Source organism: Alkalihalobacillus sp. MEB130, from assembly GCF_032335535.1.
Lineage (GTDB): Bacteria > Bacillota > Bacilli > Bacillales > Bacillaceae_D > Halalkalibacter.
Genome location: NZ_JAOANA010000019.1, coordinates 25,214 through 40,789, shown reverse-complemented (window position 1 = coordinate 40,789; position 15,576 = coordinate 25,214). Strand labels below are relative to the sequence as shown.

Sequence of the window (15,576 nt, the reverse complement as noted above, 5' to 3'; positions counted from 1 at the left end):
TCATATACCTTACTGATTGATACGGTAAGAGTCCATAAATTCGCGTAAAGCAACACAAGCTTCGAAAGGAACCGCATTATATGTGGAAGCACGGCAACCACCAACAGAGCGATGACCGTTGAGTCCAACAAACCCTAGTTCTTTCGCTTTGGCAAGAAATGCTTGATTGTCTTGATCGGTAGGGAGGTTAAATGTGATGTTCATTAGTGAACGAGCTTCAACCTCGGCGTGTCCACGGTAAAATCCATTGCTCTCATCAATGGCATCGTAAATTAATTTTGCTTTTTCTTCATTACGCTTTTGAATCGCTTGTACCCCACCTTGTTCTTTTACCCATGTGAGCACTTGGTTCAGCATGTAAATAGAAAATGTAGGTGGTGTGTGATAAAGGGAATTGCTGTCAGCATGCGTTTTATATCGTAAGACCGTTGGAACGTTGTCTACTTGTTCTTCTAAAAGATCTTCACGGATAATCGCAACAGTTACACCTGAAGGTCCTAGGTTCTTTTGTGCTCCCGCATAAATAAGGCCAAATTTCTCGATATCAATAGGACGAGAAAGAATATCACTAGACATATCTGCGATAAGTGGTGCATGATCGATTGTCGGGAAATCTCTCCATTGTGTACCGAAAATCGTGTTATTTGATGTAAGATGTACATAGGCATCATTTTGATTGTATTGTAATTGATTCACATTTGGGATTGAGCTATAATTGCCTTCTTTTGTTGAAGCTGCAATCGCTGTTTCACCAATTAATTTTGCTTCTTTTAATGCCTTCTCTGACCAAGCCCCAGTAAGAATGTAATTTCCTATTTTCCCTTCTTTAAGAAACTGCATAGGAATCATTGAAAACTGTAAGCTTGCACCGCCTTGCAAAAAGAGAACTTTGTATTGGTCTGGAATGTTATAAAGTTCTTTTAATAAGTCAATTGCATTTTGATGTACGGCTTCATAGTCTTTACTACGATGGCTAAGCTCCATTACTGACATACCCGTCCCATTAAAATTCGTTAACTCGGCTTGGGCTCTTTCTAAAACTTCTTTCGGTAACGCAGATGGGCCAGCATTAAAATTGTACACTGCAGTCATGTTCTCTCCACTCCTTTATCTCTTCACCACGTTAATAACATAGACTGTCATTATCGTACCATAACTACACAAAGAATGAACTGTTTTTTTAGTGTTTTCTGAAAGTTTATATATGAAAATAATTTCAATTTTTCATTCAGATGAGGCTAACCAAAATTTTTTGGTTAGCCTCATCTGAATGAGCTTCTTACTTTTTGAGAGAAAAGGTAAGAAGCTCAACATCAAGTCGCTTTATTTGCTTAGAAAGACAGAGATCTCTTTTGCGATTTGTTGTAAGTCTTCAGGTTTGTATTCAGCGCTATGGTCTTTCCAGACAGCACCAAATCCATCTCCTTTACCGTATCTTGGGATAAGATGAACGTGATAATGGTAAACGGTTTGTCCGGCTAACTCGCCATTATTATTAACAATATTTAACCCTTTAGCTTGATAAGCTTGTTTAATGGCTTTTGCCACTTTAGGAACCGTTGTAAAGACATGCTGTGCGCTTTCCTCTGATAAATCGAATAAATCTTGATGATGAGTTTTAGGAATCACTAGAGTATGTCCTTTTGTAACTTGACTAATATCTATAAAAGCTAACACATGCTCGTCTTCATACACTTTTGAGGCAGGAATATCGCCTTTAACAATTTTGCAAAAAATACAATTAGAATCCGTTGTCATCAAATCACCCTTCCCATAATTTGTATAAAACCACTATACATGAGTGCTTGACCTCCTTGCAAGTTACTGCTGAAGGAATCATGCTAGAAGGCTGTTGTCATGTAAGAGAGGGGCAATGAAAAGACGCTTCGAATCCGCTCCCGGGATGGGGGGCACGCTTTCCGCAGGCGGGCGTTGAACTAACCGGCTGCGCCGGTGGATTTCAACCTGCCCTTCCCTCCTGCAGGAGTCGGCCCTCCCATCCCGTCCGCTTTGTTGGGAGGGAAGATAGAAATTTCCTACTCTTCAACGATCAAATATAATAGGAGAAATAGCGTAAAAAAGGCATTTGAGAAATGAAACGCAAAGGCCTTTTGTATACAGTCAGGCAATTTTCATCCAATAATTGATAGAAATTGCCTTTTATTAAGCAAAGAAAACGGTAGTTTTACAATGGCTTCATGCAGAGGGAGGGGCGAGACCCCACAGGCGCATAGCTGAGGAGGCCACTGAAAAAGTTCCTTAAGCAGATTCGGGGAAGTGCAATGGCTTCACACGTTGCGCGCCTGCTACGAGATACCCACTCGTAGAAGGCTTAAAACAAAGCAACGGCTCTGCTCATTGCTTAAAGGCCATTGGAAAAGGTGAAAACCGCACCTTTTTCAATGGCCTCGGGTGTGAGTGGCTGGAGCGCAACGGAACGAACATAAGGGGAACACGTACCATAAAACAACAAAGTATTCGAAAACAACCTTCTAGTAAGAAATTAGCAGTCTTTTAACAAGGCTTATTTTTAGCCTCCTTAGGGTAGAAAAGAGCCTCATCAGATAAAAAGTGTGTCGAAGAAAGCAAGGCTTTGTCATTAGACTAGAGAACTAATCCGCTTCTTTGGTAAGATAAGGGTTGTGAAGGAGTTGTTGTGAACATGTCAGAGGTTTTGAAAATTGAAGGAATTACAGGTGGATATCATCCAAAAAAACCAGTTTTACATAATGTTCATTTTTCTGTTAAACAGGCAGAAATTGTTGGGTTAATTGGATTGAATGGAGCTGGGAAAAGTACGACGATCAAACATATATTAGGTCTACTTCAGCCTGAAAAAGGACAAGTAACGATCCAAGGCAGAACGTTTCAAGACGATTTAAATGACTACCGTCGATCATATGCCTATATTCCTGAAACTCCGATTTTATATGATGAATTAACGCTATGGGAACATTTAGAGTTAACAGCATTAGCTTATGGACTTAAGAAAGATGTATTTGAAGAAAGAGCAGAAAAGCTCCTTGCTGAATTTAGAATGGGAAAAATGAAGAAGTGGTACCCTAGTCATTTTTCAAAAGGGATGCGTCAAAAAGTCATGATTATGAGTGCGTTTCTTATTGAACCTCCCGTCTACATTGTAGATGAACCAATCGTTGGGTTAGACCCAATTGGGATCCAATCTTTTCTTACGCTTTTAAGTGATATGAAAAAAAGCGGAGCAGCTGTATTAATGTCCACTCATATATTAGCAACAGCGGAACGCTATTGTGATCGCTTTGTTATTTTACATCAAGGTAAGGTAGTCTTAGAAGGCACTCTTGATGAGATGCGTAAGGAATTATCCCTACCTCGCGCTACGTTAGATGAAATTTATATCGAAATGACAAAGGAAGAGCTCGTATGAATGATGGAATGACGTTGTGGAAAGAGAGAGTTAGCGCCTACTGGAATATGGCCATACGCTATTTGCGTCTTATCGGTAATAGTGGATTTTTATTTACCGTTTACGTCTTAATCATTATCGGTAGTTATTATTACAGTGTGTTTTTAGACTGGTTACCAGAAACGTTTCCGGCTGTTTGGGTTTTTGTTGCCGTATTTGCTCACTTTTTAACTAGAAGTGGGGTCAGAACGTTTGTGAAACCAGCAGATGTCGTCTTTTTATTGCCTTATGAGTCGAAGTTAGGTCGATATTTTCAAGCGTCTAAATGGTATAGTATAGGATTACAAGGCGGAGTCATTCTTCTTGTCCTTGTTGTTCTCTCACCTTTATTTACTCAGTACTTAGCACAAGATGTAGGAAGTTTGCTTCTTGTCTTCTTCCTTTTAATAGTGGCAAAAGTATGGAATGTATTTGCGAGTTTCGAGGAACAACGATTCCAAAGTGAAGCAGAGAGAAGTACTCACTTTTTCCTAAGAGGGATCATAAATATTGTTTTCACGTATCTCCTTTTTTCAGGAGCGAACATCCTTTATCTCCTTGTGTTGTACATTATTATGGTTGGACTCTATTTCCTTTATTATCAGAAGATAGCTAACCAATTAACGGTAAAGTGGGATCATTTAATTGCAGTTGAACAAGGAATGTTACTATTCTTTTATCGTATTGCCAATGCCTTTACAGATGTTCCGCAATTACGAAATAAAGTGAAGCCAAGAAATTATTTAAAGTGGATCGTAAACGTCATTTCTGATCCAAATAAATCGGTTTATCATTATTTATTTGCGCGTTCCTTTCTACGGTCTAATGACTACCTTGGGATCTACATAAGACTTGTGGTTATTTCCGCTATTCTACTTATTGCATTACCAAGTGGTTGGCTTCAACTAGTCGTATTCGTTCTATTTATGCATATGGTGACGAATCAATTGTCTACTATTTGGTATCATTACGATACAAACATGTGGGTGGATCTTTATCCAACTGAACCCGAAGAAAAAAAACAGGCATTGTCTCAAGTTGCCTTGCGGTTGCTACTGATGATGACAGCTGTTCAACTAGGAGTTTTACTAGTTTCGTCAACATTAATGATAGCCGGTTTGGCCCTGATTATTGGGTGTGCATATAGTTACGTTGGAAGTCAAAATCTCATTCATAAGCGAAAAAAATAGTCATCTTCTTGTCAGTTACTGCATCTATAAGGACAAAGAGGGATTTGTCATAAGGAGTGGACAGCATGTACGAAAAGGAGATTACAGAGGAACTAACAAGATGGAAGAGGAAGATGTTGAAAAGACCGTCGTTGATGGGGAGATATACAAAAGGTCTACAACAGAAAATGAATAACTGGGTGCCAGAAAAAGTTCATTCTGTTGTAACAGCGAGCATTAAAAACATGGTTCATGCCACCCTCGTTGGATCAGAGTATACAACGAAAAAGCAGCCGGAGGTCGCACTCAGCTTAGAAGAAAGAGAAGAGAAGGTACATCAGCTAATCAAGGCTTACAAACGTACAGCTGCACTTGAAGGAGCTGGTACCGGTGCGGGAGGGATTTTGCTAGGGATGGCAGACTTCCCCTTACTCTTAAGTATTAAGATGAAGTTCTTGTTTGATGTCGCTTCAGCTTATGGGTATGATGTTCGTGATTATCGCGAGCGGTTATACGTTCTCTATCTTTTTCAACTTGCTTTCGCAAGGGACGAAAAGAAAGCAAATTTACTCGAACAATTAGAGGGGTGGGAAGCCCAAAAGGAAGAACTCCCTGAAAAAGAAGAATATTTAGCCACGTTTGACTGGAAAGCTTTTCAATTAGATTATCGAGATTATATTGATTTGCCCAAAATGTTACAGCTTATTCCTGGTTTTGGAGCAGTCATAGGTGCAGCAGCAAATTATCGCTTTCTAGATGTTCTAGGAGAAACAGCGATGAACGGCTATCGAATCAGATGGCTTTCTTCTTTACCAAAAGAATAAAAGAGGGATGGGGGCCTAGTTAGAATAGGCTGCGAAACGATCTCTAAATGTAGGAATGGCCCGTCAAATTGTATTCAATTCGACGGGCCATTTTTGTTTGTTCTTCATCAAGCCGATGAAAGACGAAATCCGGTTGAATGACGATGAAAGGTCCTTCATCAAGCCGATGAAGAACAAACCCCGGTTGAATGAACGATGAAAGGTCTTTCATCAAGCCGATGAAGGACGAAGCCCGGTTGAATGAACGATGAAAGGTCCTTCATCAAGCCGATGAAGGACGAAACCCGGTTGAATGAACGATGAAATGTCTTTCATCAAGCCGATGAAGGACGAAGCCCGGTTGAATGAACGATGAAATGTCTTTCATCAAGCCGATGAAGGACAAACCCCGGTTGAATGAACGATGAAATGTCTTTCATCAAGCCGATGAAGGACGAAACCCTGGCTAAATAATCGATGAAATATCCTCCATCAAGCAAACATTTAAAGTTACTCCTCTTATTAGCACCCTGGTTAAATAGTAAAGGGAAGAGATTGAGAAATTCTGTTTAAGTAGGCAGAGATGACAGCGAATTGTCCTGTAAATAACAAGATACCCAAGATGACCATAATCCCACCACTTACTTTCTGAATAGTAGGCAACCATCTATTTAGTCTTCTAACTTTATTTAATGAACGGGACCAGAGTAGTGCTACTAAAAGAAAAGGAATCCCTAGACCAATGGAATAAATCAATAACATAAACACCCCGGACCACATCGTGTCCGCTTGGCTAGCCATGAAAAGAATAGAAGAAAGAACAAGTCCGATACAAGGAGACCACCCTGTCCCGAATAGAAATCCAAGTAATACCGAATTCGCGAAGCTGGCTGTTTTCTTTGGCTTAACGGAAAACTTCTTTTCACTTAGAAGCATGCGAATAGAAATGACTCCCATCATCTGTAATCCAAAAACAGCGATAATTATGCCGCCAATTTGTTCAAATAGTTGTCGATTGCCTAGAAAAGCTTGGCCAATAAAAGTCGAAGATAAACCGAGCAGAAGGAAGATCATCGTAAATCCCATGATGAATCCAAGACTTCTGGAAATAATGAGTCTTCGATCCGCATTTATTTGATTGTCCGATATATTAGTACCTGTTAATTGAGCTAAGTAAGCGGGTACTAGCGGAAAAACACAAGGGGACAAAAACGAAACAACCCCCGCTAAAAAGGCGAGCCATATTGATACTTCAGTCATGATTGAACACATCCTTAAAATAAAGTGAATCGAAAATTGGAAAAGCTGTACTTGTCTGTTCTATCTTATTCTAGATCATTGTTGATATATGAATCAATTTTAACCATGTCTTATCTATTATATCTGAATCTACATAGAAACAAGGCTCAAATGAAAAACGTTCACAAATAAGTAAGGAAGATCAGTCTTAAGGCGGAGAGAAAAACATTTTACAGGTTGGCTTCAAATCTTCTCATTTCTCCTACAATAAAAGTAAGTTAAAAAGGAGGAAAGATAGATGAAACAAACAGGAAAGATGATAGGTGGGATACTTCTTCTATTCATAGGAGTCAACATACTTCTTGGAATGATAGGAGTCAATATTGGAGGATTACTGGGTGTTCTTATAGGGGCTGTTTTACTCTATTGGGGATATTCGAGATACCAAATCAAAGACCAATGGTCATTTTCAAGCATTATTCTTGTTGCACTCGGTGTGTTGATGGTGCTTGGTGGACTTGGAGGAATTGTCAGCTTAGTGATTGGAGCTTTCCTAATCTATGGTGGCTACAAACTAATACGCACTAAAATTGAAGAGAGTGTTGATTTGAAAAAAAGGAATAAAGAATGTTCCTATGACACGATTGATGAAGAGTTTACGAAGTTAATGGAAGAAGGAGGAGACAAATATGTTAGATAGAATGAATCAATTAATAAAGGCATATATAAATGAGGGGTTGGAGCGAATAGAGGATCCCGCCATCATGGTGAAGCAATACATGAGAGATGTGAAAGAACAGGTGTTAAGGGCTGAGAAAGAATGGAATAGGGCAAAGCTTGAGAAAAAAACGTTAGAGCACAATCTTTCAGCTGCTCGTGATTTATTTGCAAAACGAGAAGAGCAAGCCGTTATTGCGATTCAGGCAGGGGATGAAGAATTAGCTCGTAAAATTCTCCTAAACAAGAAAGAAATTTGGGAGAGAATGAACGAGTTGGAAAAAAGAATAGCTGAAAATGATGAGGTAAGATGCCAAAAGGAATTAGAGTTTGAGCAACTCCAAACCAAATATACCCAGCTACAAGAGAAGAATTTAGAGTTAATTGTGAGAGTTCAAGCAGTGCGGGCAAGTAAGCAAATGAATGGACGAAACGAGAAAGTAGATGGACAAACGGACTGGATTGACAAACAAGTAATGAACCCAGAATGGGAAAAAGAAAGTGAAATTGAACGTGAACTAGCGCATTTAAGAGAAAGAGTTCAAAGTAACTCATAGTAAAAAAGGGAGTTTCGTTTGTGTTCTACTTCATGAAAGTAGAAGGCTTCGACTCCCTTTTAAAATCTTTTCTCAGCTATAAAAGAATCACTAGGCTTGCTCGGAAAAATTCTATATAGTTAATATGATTGGTAATAGTTAGGAGGGGGAACATGAAGGTATTTTTAGGAATCATATTAATTGTTGTTGGCTTACTCCTTTTAGTCACAACGATTTCGTTACCTTTTACTAGCTCTCAAAAAGCAGAGAGTGGTAGTTCACTAACAGCAGATATGAGTAACGTGAAAACCCTTGATTTATCTAGTACTTCGGTAGATTGGGTAATACAAGAACATGACAGTCAAATGCTGAAGGTGGAACTGTCAAAACAGGATAAACAAGTAAAATTAATTAAAAAAGAAAACAACGAAACCATAGAGATTGAGGTGAAAGAACCGAGATTTCGATTTTTTTCGTTTAACTTCTCAGGAAAGGGCCAGGCCATTGTTTACCTTCCTGTCACTTATAAGGAAAATGTAATAGTAAATAGCGTGTCAGGAACAATTGAGTTAAAAAATGATCGGAACCTACATTCACTAACCTCTCAAACCGTTTCGGGGAATATAGTAGGATCAAACGTCTTAGTTGATTCTTTCCAAGCGAAAACAACCTCTGGGCGAATTCAATTTAAGGATGTTGCTTCGAATCTAACCAAAATTGAAAGTGTGTCAGGAGATGTTCAAATTGACCAAATGTCGGGAGAGTTAGATACAAAAACCGTTTCAGGAAATGTAGATATTGGGTTCAAAGAAGAAAATGAGAATACCTATATTAAGACCGTTTCAGGAGATGTTCGGGTCAATCTACCGGTAGGAAATGCCGATTTGAAACTTACTACCGTTTCGGGTGATTTGCGGATCGACCATACGCTCCAACAACAATCGGTGAACAAACGATCACTTACTGGTATAATAGGCGATGGGCTTTATCCAGTAACGATTGCTACCACCTCAGGAGATATTATTCTACATGAACGCTAAAAGAAGGGAGTAGGAGCATGAAGAAACAAACATTACTTGGACTTATTATCGTAATCATAGGCTTTAATATGTTAATTAATACGATGAATCTCTCATTAGGATCCTTCGTTGCTCCGCTCATTTTCTTTGTGATCGGTTTGTTTTTTTATAAACGCAAGCATAGTTTTATCAGCCTTATTTTCTTCATTATTACAGCGAGTATTATTTTTGATCAATTTTTAGGTATGAATTTCATGGGGTTGCTTATCGCGTTCGCCGCGCTATATTTTGGGATTCGCTTAGTTCGATCTCCTAAAAGAGAGAAAAGGGAAAAACATAGCAAACGAGTGAGAAAAGAAAACGTTCATGAACCGATAAAAAAACAAATGGACAACCAAAATGAGTCTTTCACTGATACGACTAATGATGCAGTGGAAGATCGCATTGTGTTTACACCAACGATGCGAAGAAGTTTAATTGGGGAAGTTCACTATTTAGGAGAAGCCTTTGAGTTACATGATTTAACGATTTGGAACGGAATTGGGGAAGTTCGAATCGACCTTTCAAAAGCGATTATCCCTGAAGGAGAAACCGTTATTGTTGTACAAACCTTTATTGGCGAGATTGACTTTTATGTACCAGAAGATTTAGCGATTGCTATTCAAGCATCGTCAACAATAGGCGAGGTTTCTATTTTTCATGAAAAACATGGTGGAATCAATCAACAGATTAGCATAGCGACAAAGGACTTTAAACAATCACCTAGACGAGTCAAACTCATCCTATCTACATTCATTGGTGAAGTGAAGGTGAGAGTAGTATGAGAAAAAGATTAGCGAGTATCCGGTGGCAATTTATTCGTCATAGTGTCATTGTAACGCTTATTTTATCTATTCTACTGCTTTTTTTACTAACGTATGATGAAGCTCGTGGTTTGCTTTTGTTATTTGATCGAAAATTAGCAGGAATTCCTCTATTCTTTTGGTTACTAGCGGTTATTTTGCTGACAGGTGTAGTTGGTGGCTATATTCAAGCAGATCCAATCAGAAGAAAATTAGATCAGCTCATCCATGGGTCTTTACGATTTGAACGAGGTACATTCACACATCGTGTTGAAGTAGAGGGTTCGGATGAGATAGCGGAGCTTGCTAGGCGTTTAAACGGTATGGCTCAAAATTTTGAAGAACAAGTAGCCTCCCTACAACGCTTATCGAAAGAGCGTGCTGAAATGCAAGAAACGATAAAAAATGCAGCTGTTACTGAAGAACGACAACGCTTGGCTCGGGATCTACATGATGCTGTTAGTCAACAATTGTTTGCGATTTCCATGATGACCGCTGCTATAAAAGAAACGATGTCTCAAAGCTCTGACCCGGCTGTAGAACAAATCAAAATGGTAGAGAAAATGGCAAATACGGCGCAAGCTGAAATGCGGGCTTTGCTCCTACATCTAAGGCCAGCTCACTTAGAAGGAAAAAGTTTAAAAGATGGAATCCATCAACTGTTTATAGAGATGGAAGAGAAATACGGAATGGTTGTAAGCGTCACAATTCAAGAGGATTTAAAGATTCCTAAAGGAATAGAAGATCAAATCTTTCGGATGGTTCAAGAAGCGATTTCCAATGTTCTTAGGCATGCCAAAGCTACTCAGCTCGAGTTACAACTGAAACAAACAGCGAAAGAGCTAAAGGTAAAGCTGATAGATAATGGAATCGGATTTGATGCGAAAAATGTTCAGCAAAATTCATATGGTTTACATACGATGAAAGAGCGGATGACCGAAATAGGTGGGACGCTCCAAATTGTCTCTGTACCGAATAAAGGTACTCAAATTGAGGCCAATATTCCGATTGCCTGGAAGGGGGAGAAACATGATTCAAGTTCTGCTAGTTGATGATCATGAAATGGTTCGAATGGGCTTATCCGCATACTTATCTACACTACCTGACATAGAAGTGGTAGGGCAAGCAAGCAATGGGATAGAAGGAATACAAGCTGCGCTTGACGTAAAACCAGATGTCGTGTTGATGGACTTAGTAATGGAGAAAATGGACGGCATTGCAGCTACAGCTGAGATTGTGAAGAACTTGCCGAATTGCAAAGTGATTGTGCTAACGAGCTTTATAGATGATGAAAAGGTGTATCCGGTTATTGAAGCGGGAGCTTTTAGTTATTTACTCAAAACGTCTTCTGCAAGCGAAATAGCTGGAGCGATTCGTGGGGCTGTGGAAGGAAAGCCGGTTGTAGAGGCACAAGTGACTAATAAAATGCTAGATCGAATGCGAGGGAACAAGGAAAAACCATTACATGACTCGTTAACACCACGGGAAAGAGAAGTGCTTGAGCTAGTGGGAGAAGGGAAGACAAATCAGGAAATAGCTGACACACTCTTCATTGGAATTAAGACAGTCAAAACTCATGTTAGTCACGTTTTACAGAAACTTGAGTTAGAAGATCGAACGCAAATGGCTATATACGCCCATCGTTCAGGTTTAGTAAAGTAGAAAACATGCAAAGAGCTTAGATTCTCTGCATGTTTTCTTTTTTTTAGCTGTTTAAGGGGTATTTATTTAATGAAATACGTTGTAACAAAGGATGGGCGAGGAAAGATGGTTGTTGGTAAGGCTTGAGACGTTCCGCGCTTTTTATGAGCATTTTCATAAGACTTAGATGTTCGCCAATTCGTAAAGGAAGCTTCGTCATCCCAGATCGTCATAATCGCGTATGTGTCATCAGTGATCGGACGTAAAATGCGAATTGCCTGAAATCCAGGCTCTCCTTCAACCAATCCTGCACGGTTCATAAATCGCTCTTCAAATGACGAACGACCTTCTTCGCTAACGGGAATGTTGTTTATAACAACATATCCTTCTTTATGTAGTGCCCCTGTTTCACTTAAAATCTCGTATTGTTTGGCGGTATGGTCTTCGACTTTCTCTTCTACATAAACAACACTTCCTGAGTCACCTTTCATGAGCAGTCCAGTTACACCAGATGTTTCATTGCTTAGCGATATCATACTTGCATGTTTCATGGTCTTACCTCCTAGGATTATAATGTGTGAAACGAAAAGTCTATCTACTCGTAAATAAGTGTAGCCTACGAGAGATTTACTGTGCAACTGTTATGAATGACTATAGACGGGTATAGTAGGTAATAGAAGGGAGGTGTGAGATTGAAAAAGAAGATTGTTATTAGCTTCATTGCTATATTAGGTACAACGCTTTTTGCACTTATTATTTATTTAGGCATTATATTAGCAGGTAATTATGTGATAGATGATCAAAAGCTTGTTATGAAGACAACGACATCTCTTGTAGATCAAGACGGAGAAGTGTTAACGCAGTTATTTGTAGAAAATAGAGAACTTGTGACGATACAAGAAATTCCTTTACATGTTCAACAAGCCTTTATATCTGTAGAAGATACACGGTTTCATAGTCACCAAGGAATTGATTTTCGCGCTATAGGAAGAGCGCTTTACCGAGATTTGCTTGCGGGAGCTAGAGTGGAAGGAGGAAGCACAATCACTCAGCAACTCGCCAAAAATGTCTTTTTAACGAGTGAAAAAACGTTGTTGCGAAAAACGACTGAAGTGTTAATTGCAATGAATTTGGAAAGAAGATACAGCAAAAATGAAATATTAGAAATGTATTTAAATCGTATTTATTTTGGTCACGGTGCTTATGGAATTCAAGCTGCCTCTAAATTGTACTTTAATAAAGATGTGCAAGATCTATCTGTGGAAGAAGGGGCGCTTCTTGCTGGATTGCCTAAGGCTCCTAATACGTATTCTCCAATTGCCAATCTTGAAAGAAGTAAGCAAAGGAGAGATCTCGTTATAACGTTAATGGAAAGGCAAGGGGATCTTACGAACGAAGAGGCGAAACATTTACGTGGAAGAACAGTTGTGATTGATCAGAATAGAATCTCCGAAAATGTTGCCTATCTTACCTATATTGATATGGTTTTAGATGAGGCAAAGGAACGTTTTCATTTATCGAATGAAGAGGTTCTTACGGGCGGCTACCAAATTATTGTTCCAATGAACAAAGAGATGCAAGAAGTGACGTATCAAAAACTAGAGGAAGATCGTTATTTTCCAAATGAAAGTGGAGATGCGGAGGCTGCAGTGGTGTTTCTTGATGTTCAAACAGGTGGAGTGTTAGCTGTTCAAGGTGGAAGGGAGTATGTCCGAAAAGGGATCAATCGAGTTAATATCAAACGCCAACCCGGCTCTACCATTAAACCGCTAGCTGTTTATGCACCTGCAATGGAAAGATATGACTATGTCCCGTATTCATTACTAGTAGATGAATTAATTGATTATGATGGATATACACCTAGAAATTATAATCAAGAGTATGTCGGCCAAATGACAATGTATGATGCATTAACTTATTCAGCCAATGCACCAGCAGTGTGGTTAGTAAATGAACTTGGAACTGAAACAGCTGCAAGTGCATTAGAGAGCTTTGGCATTGAAACAGAGGACAGGGGCTTAGCCATTGCATTAGGTGGAATGACTGAAGGGACTACCCCTCTGGAGTTAGCTGCGGCATATAGTGCATTTGCCCGTGACGGGAGCCGAATAGAACCTTATTTTATTGAAGCTATTTATAATCAAAATGGCGAAAGAATCGTAGGGGAAGCCAAAAAGAGTGAGCAAGTGATTTCCACTCAAACAGCTTGGTATATGACACGAATGCTTGAATCAGTTGTACAAAATGGCACCGGTAGGAGTGGAGAGGTACAAAGTGCACTTGCTGGAAAAACGGGGACAACGTCTTATCCTGAAGTGGAAGGTGCCACCATGGATGCTTGGTTTGTAGGGTATACACCGAACGTCGTTGGTTCTGTATGGATGGGGTATGATGTAACATCAAAAGATCGTTATTTTCAGGGAGGTAGCGGGTATCCTACTGTTTTATTTAAGGATGTTATAAATGAAATGCCCTCAACTCAGCGAAAGAGGGCGTTTGAGAAACCTGCTGATGTCATTGAACTTGATCCACCCGTTGTTTTGCCGCAAATTACCGATTTAACAGCGACATTTTCTATAGGTGGAAGAGGGTTATCGAGTATTCACCTTCAATGGACTGGCAATGATGATGAGAGAATCTACTATCACATTTTTGAGAAAGATAAAGATGAGAGAGAACTAATCGCAACAGTAGTCGGTCAAACAGAGTTTTTCATTAATAGTTCCAATCCCTTTACTAATAAAAAGTACGAAGTGATTCCATACAATTCTATAACAAAGCAAGAAGGAGAAGCTTCCAATCTAGCGGATGTTACCTTTCGATTTGGATTTCATTAAATTCTCAAAGAACATCTCCCTTCTGATTAGACGTTGCTCTCAGGAGGGAGAGCTACTTATTCGAAACGTATGTTTCAATCGTGAGAAGGAGAAGGTATGAATGCTTCATCTTTTTAATTTGTGAATGTAATTCGTTTCCTGATTTTTGACAGGTGGTTGATAAGATTCATCTATTTTATGACAGTTGTTCACATTTGGTATACACGTGTGCTTTCGGTCATTATAGTAAAAGTTGAATAAAATGCTTTTTTGAATTGGTTCAAGTAAAATAGATAGTAACGATTAATAAAGGAGTGGCAGAATGGATCAGAAGTTATTCAATGATACGTTTTTAAAAGCATGTAGAGGAGAGGCTCATGATCATGTTCCTGTTTGGTATATGCGTCAAGCTGGAAGATCGCAGCCAGAATATAGAAAGATTAAAGAAAAGTATTCTCTGTTTGAAATTACGCATCAGCCAGAACTATGTGCGTACGTAACAAAACTACCAGTGGATCAATATAACAATGATGCTGCAATTTTATATAAAGATATTATGACACCGCTACCTGCAATTGGGGTTGACGTGGAGATTAAATCTGGAATTGGACCTGTCATTGATAATCCGATCCGAACAAAAGCAGATGTTGAAAGGTTAGGAACGATTAATCCAGAACAAGATGTTGCTTATGTATTAGATACGATTAAACTATTACGTCAGCAACTAACGGTACCTTTAATTAGTTTTGGGGGGGCTCCTTTTACGTTAGCGAGTTATATGATTGAAGGTGGACCTTCGAAAAATTATAACAAGACAAAGGCTTTCATGTATGCTGAACCTGAAGCTTGGCATCTCTTAATGGATAAACTAGGTGAAATGACAATTACATATGTGAAATCGCAAATTGCAGCAGGTGCGCAAGCGATTCAAATCTTTGATTCATGGGTAGGGGCATTGAATGTGGCTGATTATCGTACATTCGTGAAACCGGTAATGAATCGAATTTTTGCGGAATTAAAGCAAGAAAACGTTCCTTTAATTATGTTTGGTGTGGGAGCTAGTCATCTTGCGAATGAGTGGAATGACTTGCCGTTAGATGTAGTGGGACTTGATTGGCGTTTATCCGTGCAAGAGGCTCGCGATTTAGGAATTAAGAAAACGGTTCAAGGAAATTTAGATCCTGCTATTTTATTAGCTCCGTGGGAAGTCATTGAAGAGCGCACGAAAGCCATTTTAGACCAAGGAATGAAAAACCCTAACTTTATTTTTAATTTAGGACATGGTGTGTTCCCAGAAGTGCAACCAGATACGTTGAGACGATTAACTGCGTTTGTTCATGAGTATTCGATGAACAAAATGTAATAAGAGG

15 protein-coding genes are annotated in these 15,576 nt (G+C 39.2%); 11 read left to right on the top strand and 4 right to left on the bottom strand.

All coding sequences use genetic code 11. The annotated features are described in order from the left end of the window. Positions 1-9 precede the first annotated feature (9 nt). Both serC and N0O92_RS17540 read right to left on the bottom strand, forming a co-directional pair. Entirely contained in the window at positions 10-1,092 is a 1,083-nt protein-coding gene (gene serC / locus N0O92_RS17545) for a 3-phosphoserine/phosphohydroxythreonine transaminase (RefSeq protein ID WP_315615967.1), read from the bottom strand. A gap of 231 nt (positions 1,093-1,323) precedes the next feature. Continuing rightward, positions 1,324-1,758 (bottom strand): HIT family protein, encoded by a 435-nt coding sequence (locus N0O92_RS17540; protein WP_315615966.1) that lies wholly within the window; start codon positions 1,756-1,758, stop codon positions 1,324-1,326. Between the two features lie 904 nt (positions 1,759-2,662). On the opposite strand from N0O92_RS17540, the gene N0O92_RS17535 reads away from it, so the two are divergent. The 3 genes from N0O92_RS17535 to N0O92_RS17525 all read left to right on the top strand — a co-directional run bounded on the left by N0O92_RS17535 (position 2,663) and on the right by N0O92_RS17525 (position 5,417). Continuing rightward, the gene (locus N0O92_RS17535) at positions 2,663-3,406 is read left to right on the top strand and encodes an ABC transporter ATP-binding protein (protein ID WP_315615965.1); all 744 of its coding nucleotides are present in this window, start codon (positions 2,663-2,665) and stop codon (positions 3,404-3,406) included. Next, positions 3,403-4,614 (top strand): ABC transporter permease, encoded by a 1,212-nt coding sequence (locus tag N0O92_RS17530; RefSeq protein WP_315615964.1) that lies wholly within the window; start codon positions 3,403-3,405, stop codon positions 4,612-4,614. Before N0O92_RS17535 ends, N0O92_RS17530 begins: the two co-directional genes overlap by 4 nt. 65 nt (positions 4,615-4,679) lie before the next feature. After that, complete coding sequence (locus tag N0O92_RS17525) at positions 4,680-5,417, top strand: EcsC family protein (RefSeq protein ID WP_315615963.1); 738 nt, start codon at positions 4,680-4,682, stop codon at positions 5,415-5,417. Between the two features lie 513 nt (positions 5,418-5,930). Here the strand turns inward: N0O92_RS17525 and N0O92_RS17520 are convergent. Further along, entirely contained in the window at positions 5,931-6,656 is a 726-nt protein-coding gene (locus N0O92_RS17520) for a cytochrome c biogenesis CcdA family protein (protein WP_315615962.1), read from the bottom strand. Between the two features lie 277 nt (positions 6,657-6,933). Between N0O92_RS17520 and N0O92_RS17515 the strand changes: the two genes are divergently transcribed. From N0O92_RS17515 to N0O92_RS17490, 6 genes are all read left to right on the top strand, one after another. After that, a complete protein-coding gene (locus tag N0O92_RS17515; protein WP_315615961.1) occupies positions 6,934-7,335 on the top strand; it encodes a LiaF transmembrane domain-containing protein in 402 nt (133 codons plus the stop codon). Then, entirely contained in the window at positions 7,325-7,909 is a 585-nt protein-coding gene (locus N0O92_RS17510; protein ID WP_315615960.1) for a PspA/IM30 family protein, read from the top strand. Before N0O92_RS17515 ends, N0O92_RS17510 begins: the two co-directional genes overlap by 11 nt. A 152-nt stretch (positions 7,910-8,061) precedes the next feature. After that, positions 8,062-8,928 (top strand): DUF4097 family beta strand repeat-containing protein, encoded by an 867-nt coding sequence (locus N0O92_RS17505; protein WP_315615959.1) that lies wholly within the window; start codon positions 8,062-8,064, stop codon positions 8,926-8,928. Between the two features lie 17 nt (positions 8,929-8,945). After that, positions 8,946-9,731 carry a cell wall-active antibiotics response protein LiaF gene (gene liaF, locus N0O92_RS17500; protein ID WP_315615958.1) on the top strand — a complete coding sequence of 262 codons (786 nt, stop codon included), beginning with the start codon at positions 8,946-8,948 and terminating at the stop codon, positions 9,729-9,731. Continuing rightward, positions 9,728-10,801 (top strand): sensor histidine kinase, encoded by a 1,074-nt coding sequence (locus N0O92_RS17495; protein WP_315615957.1) that lies wholly within the window; start codon positions 9,728-9,730, stop codon positions 10,799-10,801. Before liaF ends, N0O92_RS17495 begins: the two co-directional genes overlap by 4 nt. After that, complete coding sequence (locus N0O92_RS17490; RefSeq protein WP_315615956.1) at positions 10,779-11,411, top strand: response regulator transcription factor; 633 nt, start codon at positions 10,779-10,781, stop codon at positions 11,409-11,411. Before N0O92_RS17495 ends, N0O92_RS17490 begins: the two co-directional genes overlap by 23 nt. A gap of 62 nt (positions 11,412-11,473) precedes the next feature. Here N0O92_RS17490 and N0O92_RS17485 read toward each other — a convergent pair whose 3' ends face one another. Beyond that, positions 11,474-11,941 carry an antibiotic biosynthesis monooxygenase family protein gene (locus N0O92_RS17485; protein WP_315615955.1) on the bottom strand — a complete coding sequence of 156 codons (468 nt, stop codon included), beginning with the start codon at positions 11,939-11,941 and terminating at the stop codon, positions 11,474-11,476. Between the two features lie 141 nt (positions 11,942-12,082). Here N0O92_RS17485 and N0O92_RS17480 point away from each other — a divergent pair, with 141 nt between their 5' ends. Beyond that, entirely contained in the window at positions 12,083-14,227 is a 2,145-nt protein-coding gene (locus N0O92_RS17480; RefSeq protein ID WP_396334542.1) for a transglycosylase domain-containing protein, read from the top strand. A 301-nt stretch (positions 14,228-14,528) separates the two neighbouring features. Further along, positions 14,529-15,569, top strand: a complete 1,041-nt coding sequence (gene hemE / locus N0O92_RS17475) for a uroporphyrinogen decarboxylase (RefSeq protein ID WP_315615953.1) — start codon at positions 14,529-14,531, stop codon at positions 15,567-15,569. The last annotated feature ends 7 nt before the right edge of the window (positions 15,570-15,576 follow it).

Excerpts from the sequence above, each read along its gene's own strand:
- serC (WP_315615967.1), bottom strand. The coding sequence starts at position 1,092 with ATGACTGCAGTGTACAATTTTAATGCTGGCCCATCTGCGTTACCGAAA.
- N0O92_RS17540 (WP_315615966.1), bottom strand. The coding sequence starts at position 1,758 with ATGACAACGGATTCTAATTGTATTTTTTGCAAAATTGTTAAAGGCGAT.
- N0O92_RS17535 (WP_315615965.1), top strand. The coding sequence starts at position 2,663 with ATGTCAGAGGTTTTGAAAATTGAAGGAATTACAGGTGGATATCATCCA.
- N0O92_RS17530 (WP_315615964.1), top strand. The coding sequence starts at position 3,403 with ATGAATGATGGAATGACGTTGTGGAAAGAGAGAGTTAGCGCCTACTGG.
- N0O92_RS17525 (WP_315615963.1), top strand. The coding sequence starts at position 4,680 with ATGTACGAAAAGGAGATTACAGAGGAACTAACAAGATGGAAGAGGAAG.
- N0O92_RS17520 (WP_315615962.1), bottom strand. The coding sequence starts at position 6,656 with ATGACTGAAGTATCAATATGGCTCGCCTTTTTAGCGGGGGTTGTTTCG.
- N0O92_RS17515 (WP_315615961.1), top strand. The coding sequence starts at position 6,934 with ATGAAACAAACAGGAAAGATGATAGGTGGGATACTTCTTCTATTCATA.
- N0O92_RS17510 (WP_315615960.1), top strand. The coding sequence starts at position 7,325 with ATGTTAGATAGAATGAATCAATTAATAAAGGCATATATAAATGAGGGG.
- N0O92_RS17505 (WP_315615959.1), top strand. The coding sequence starts at position 8,062 with ATGAAGGTATTTTTAGGAATCATATTAATTGTTGTTGGCTTACTCCTT.
- liaF (WP_315615958.1), top strand. The coding sequence starts at position 8,946 with ATGAAGAAACAAACATTACTTGGACTTATTATCGTAATCATAGGCTTT.
- N0O92_RS17495 (WP_315615957.1), top strand. The coding sequence starts at position 9,728 with ATGAGAAAAAGATTAGCGAGTATCCGGTGGCAATTTATTCGTCATAGT.
- N0O92_RS17490 (WP_315615956.1), top strand. The coding sequence starts at position 10,779 with ATGATTCAAGTTCTGCTAGTTGATGATCATGAAATGGTTCGAATGGGC.
- N0O92_RS17485 (WP_315615955.1), bottom strand. The coding sequence starts at position 11,941 with ATGAAACATGCAAGTATGATATCGCTAAGCAATGAAACATCTGGTGTA.
- hemE (WP_315615953.1), top strand. The coding sequence starts at position 14,529 with ATGGATCAGAAGTTATTCAATGATACGTTTTTAAAAGCATGTAGAGGA.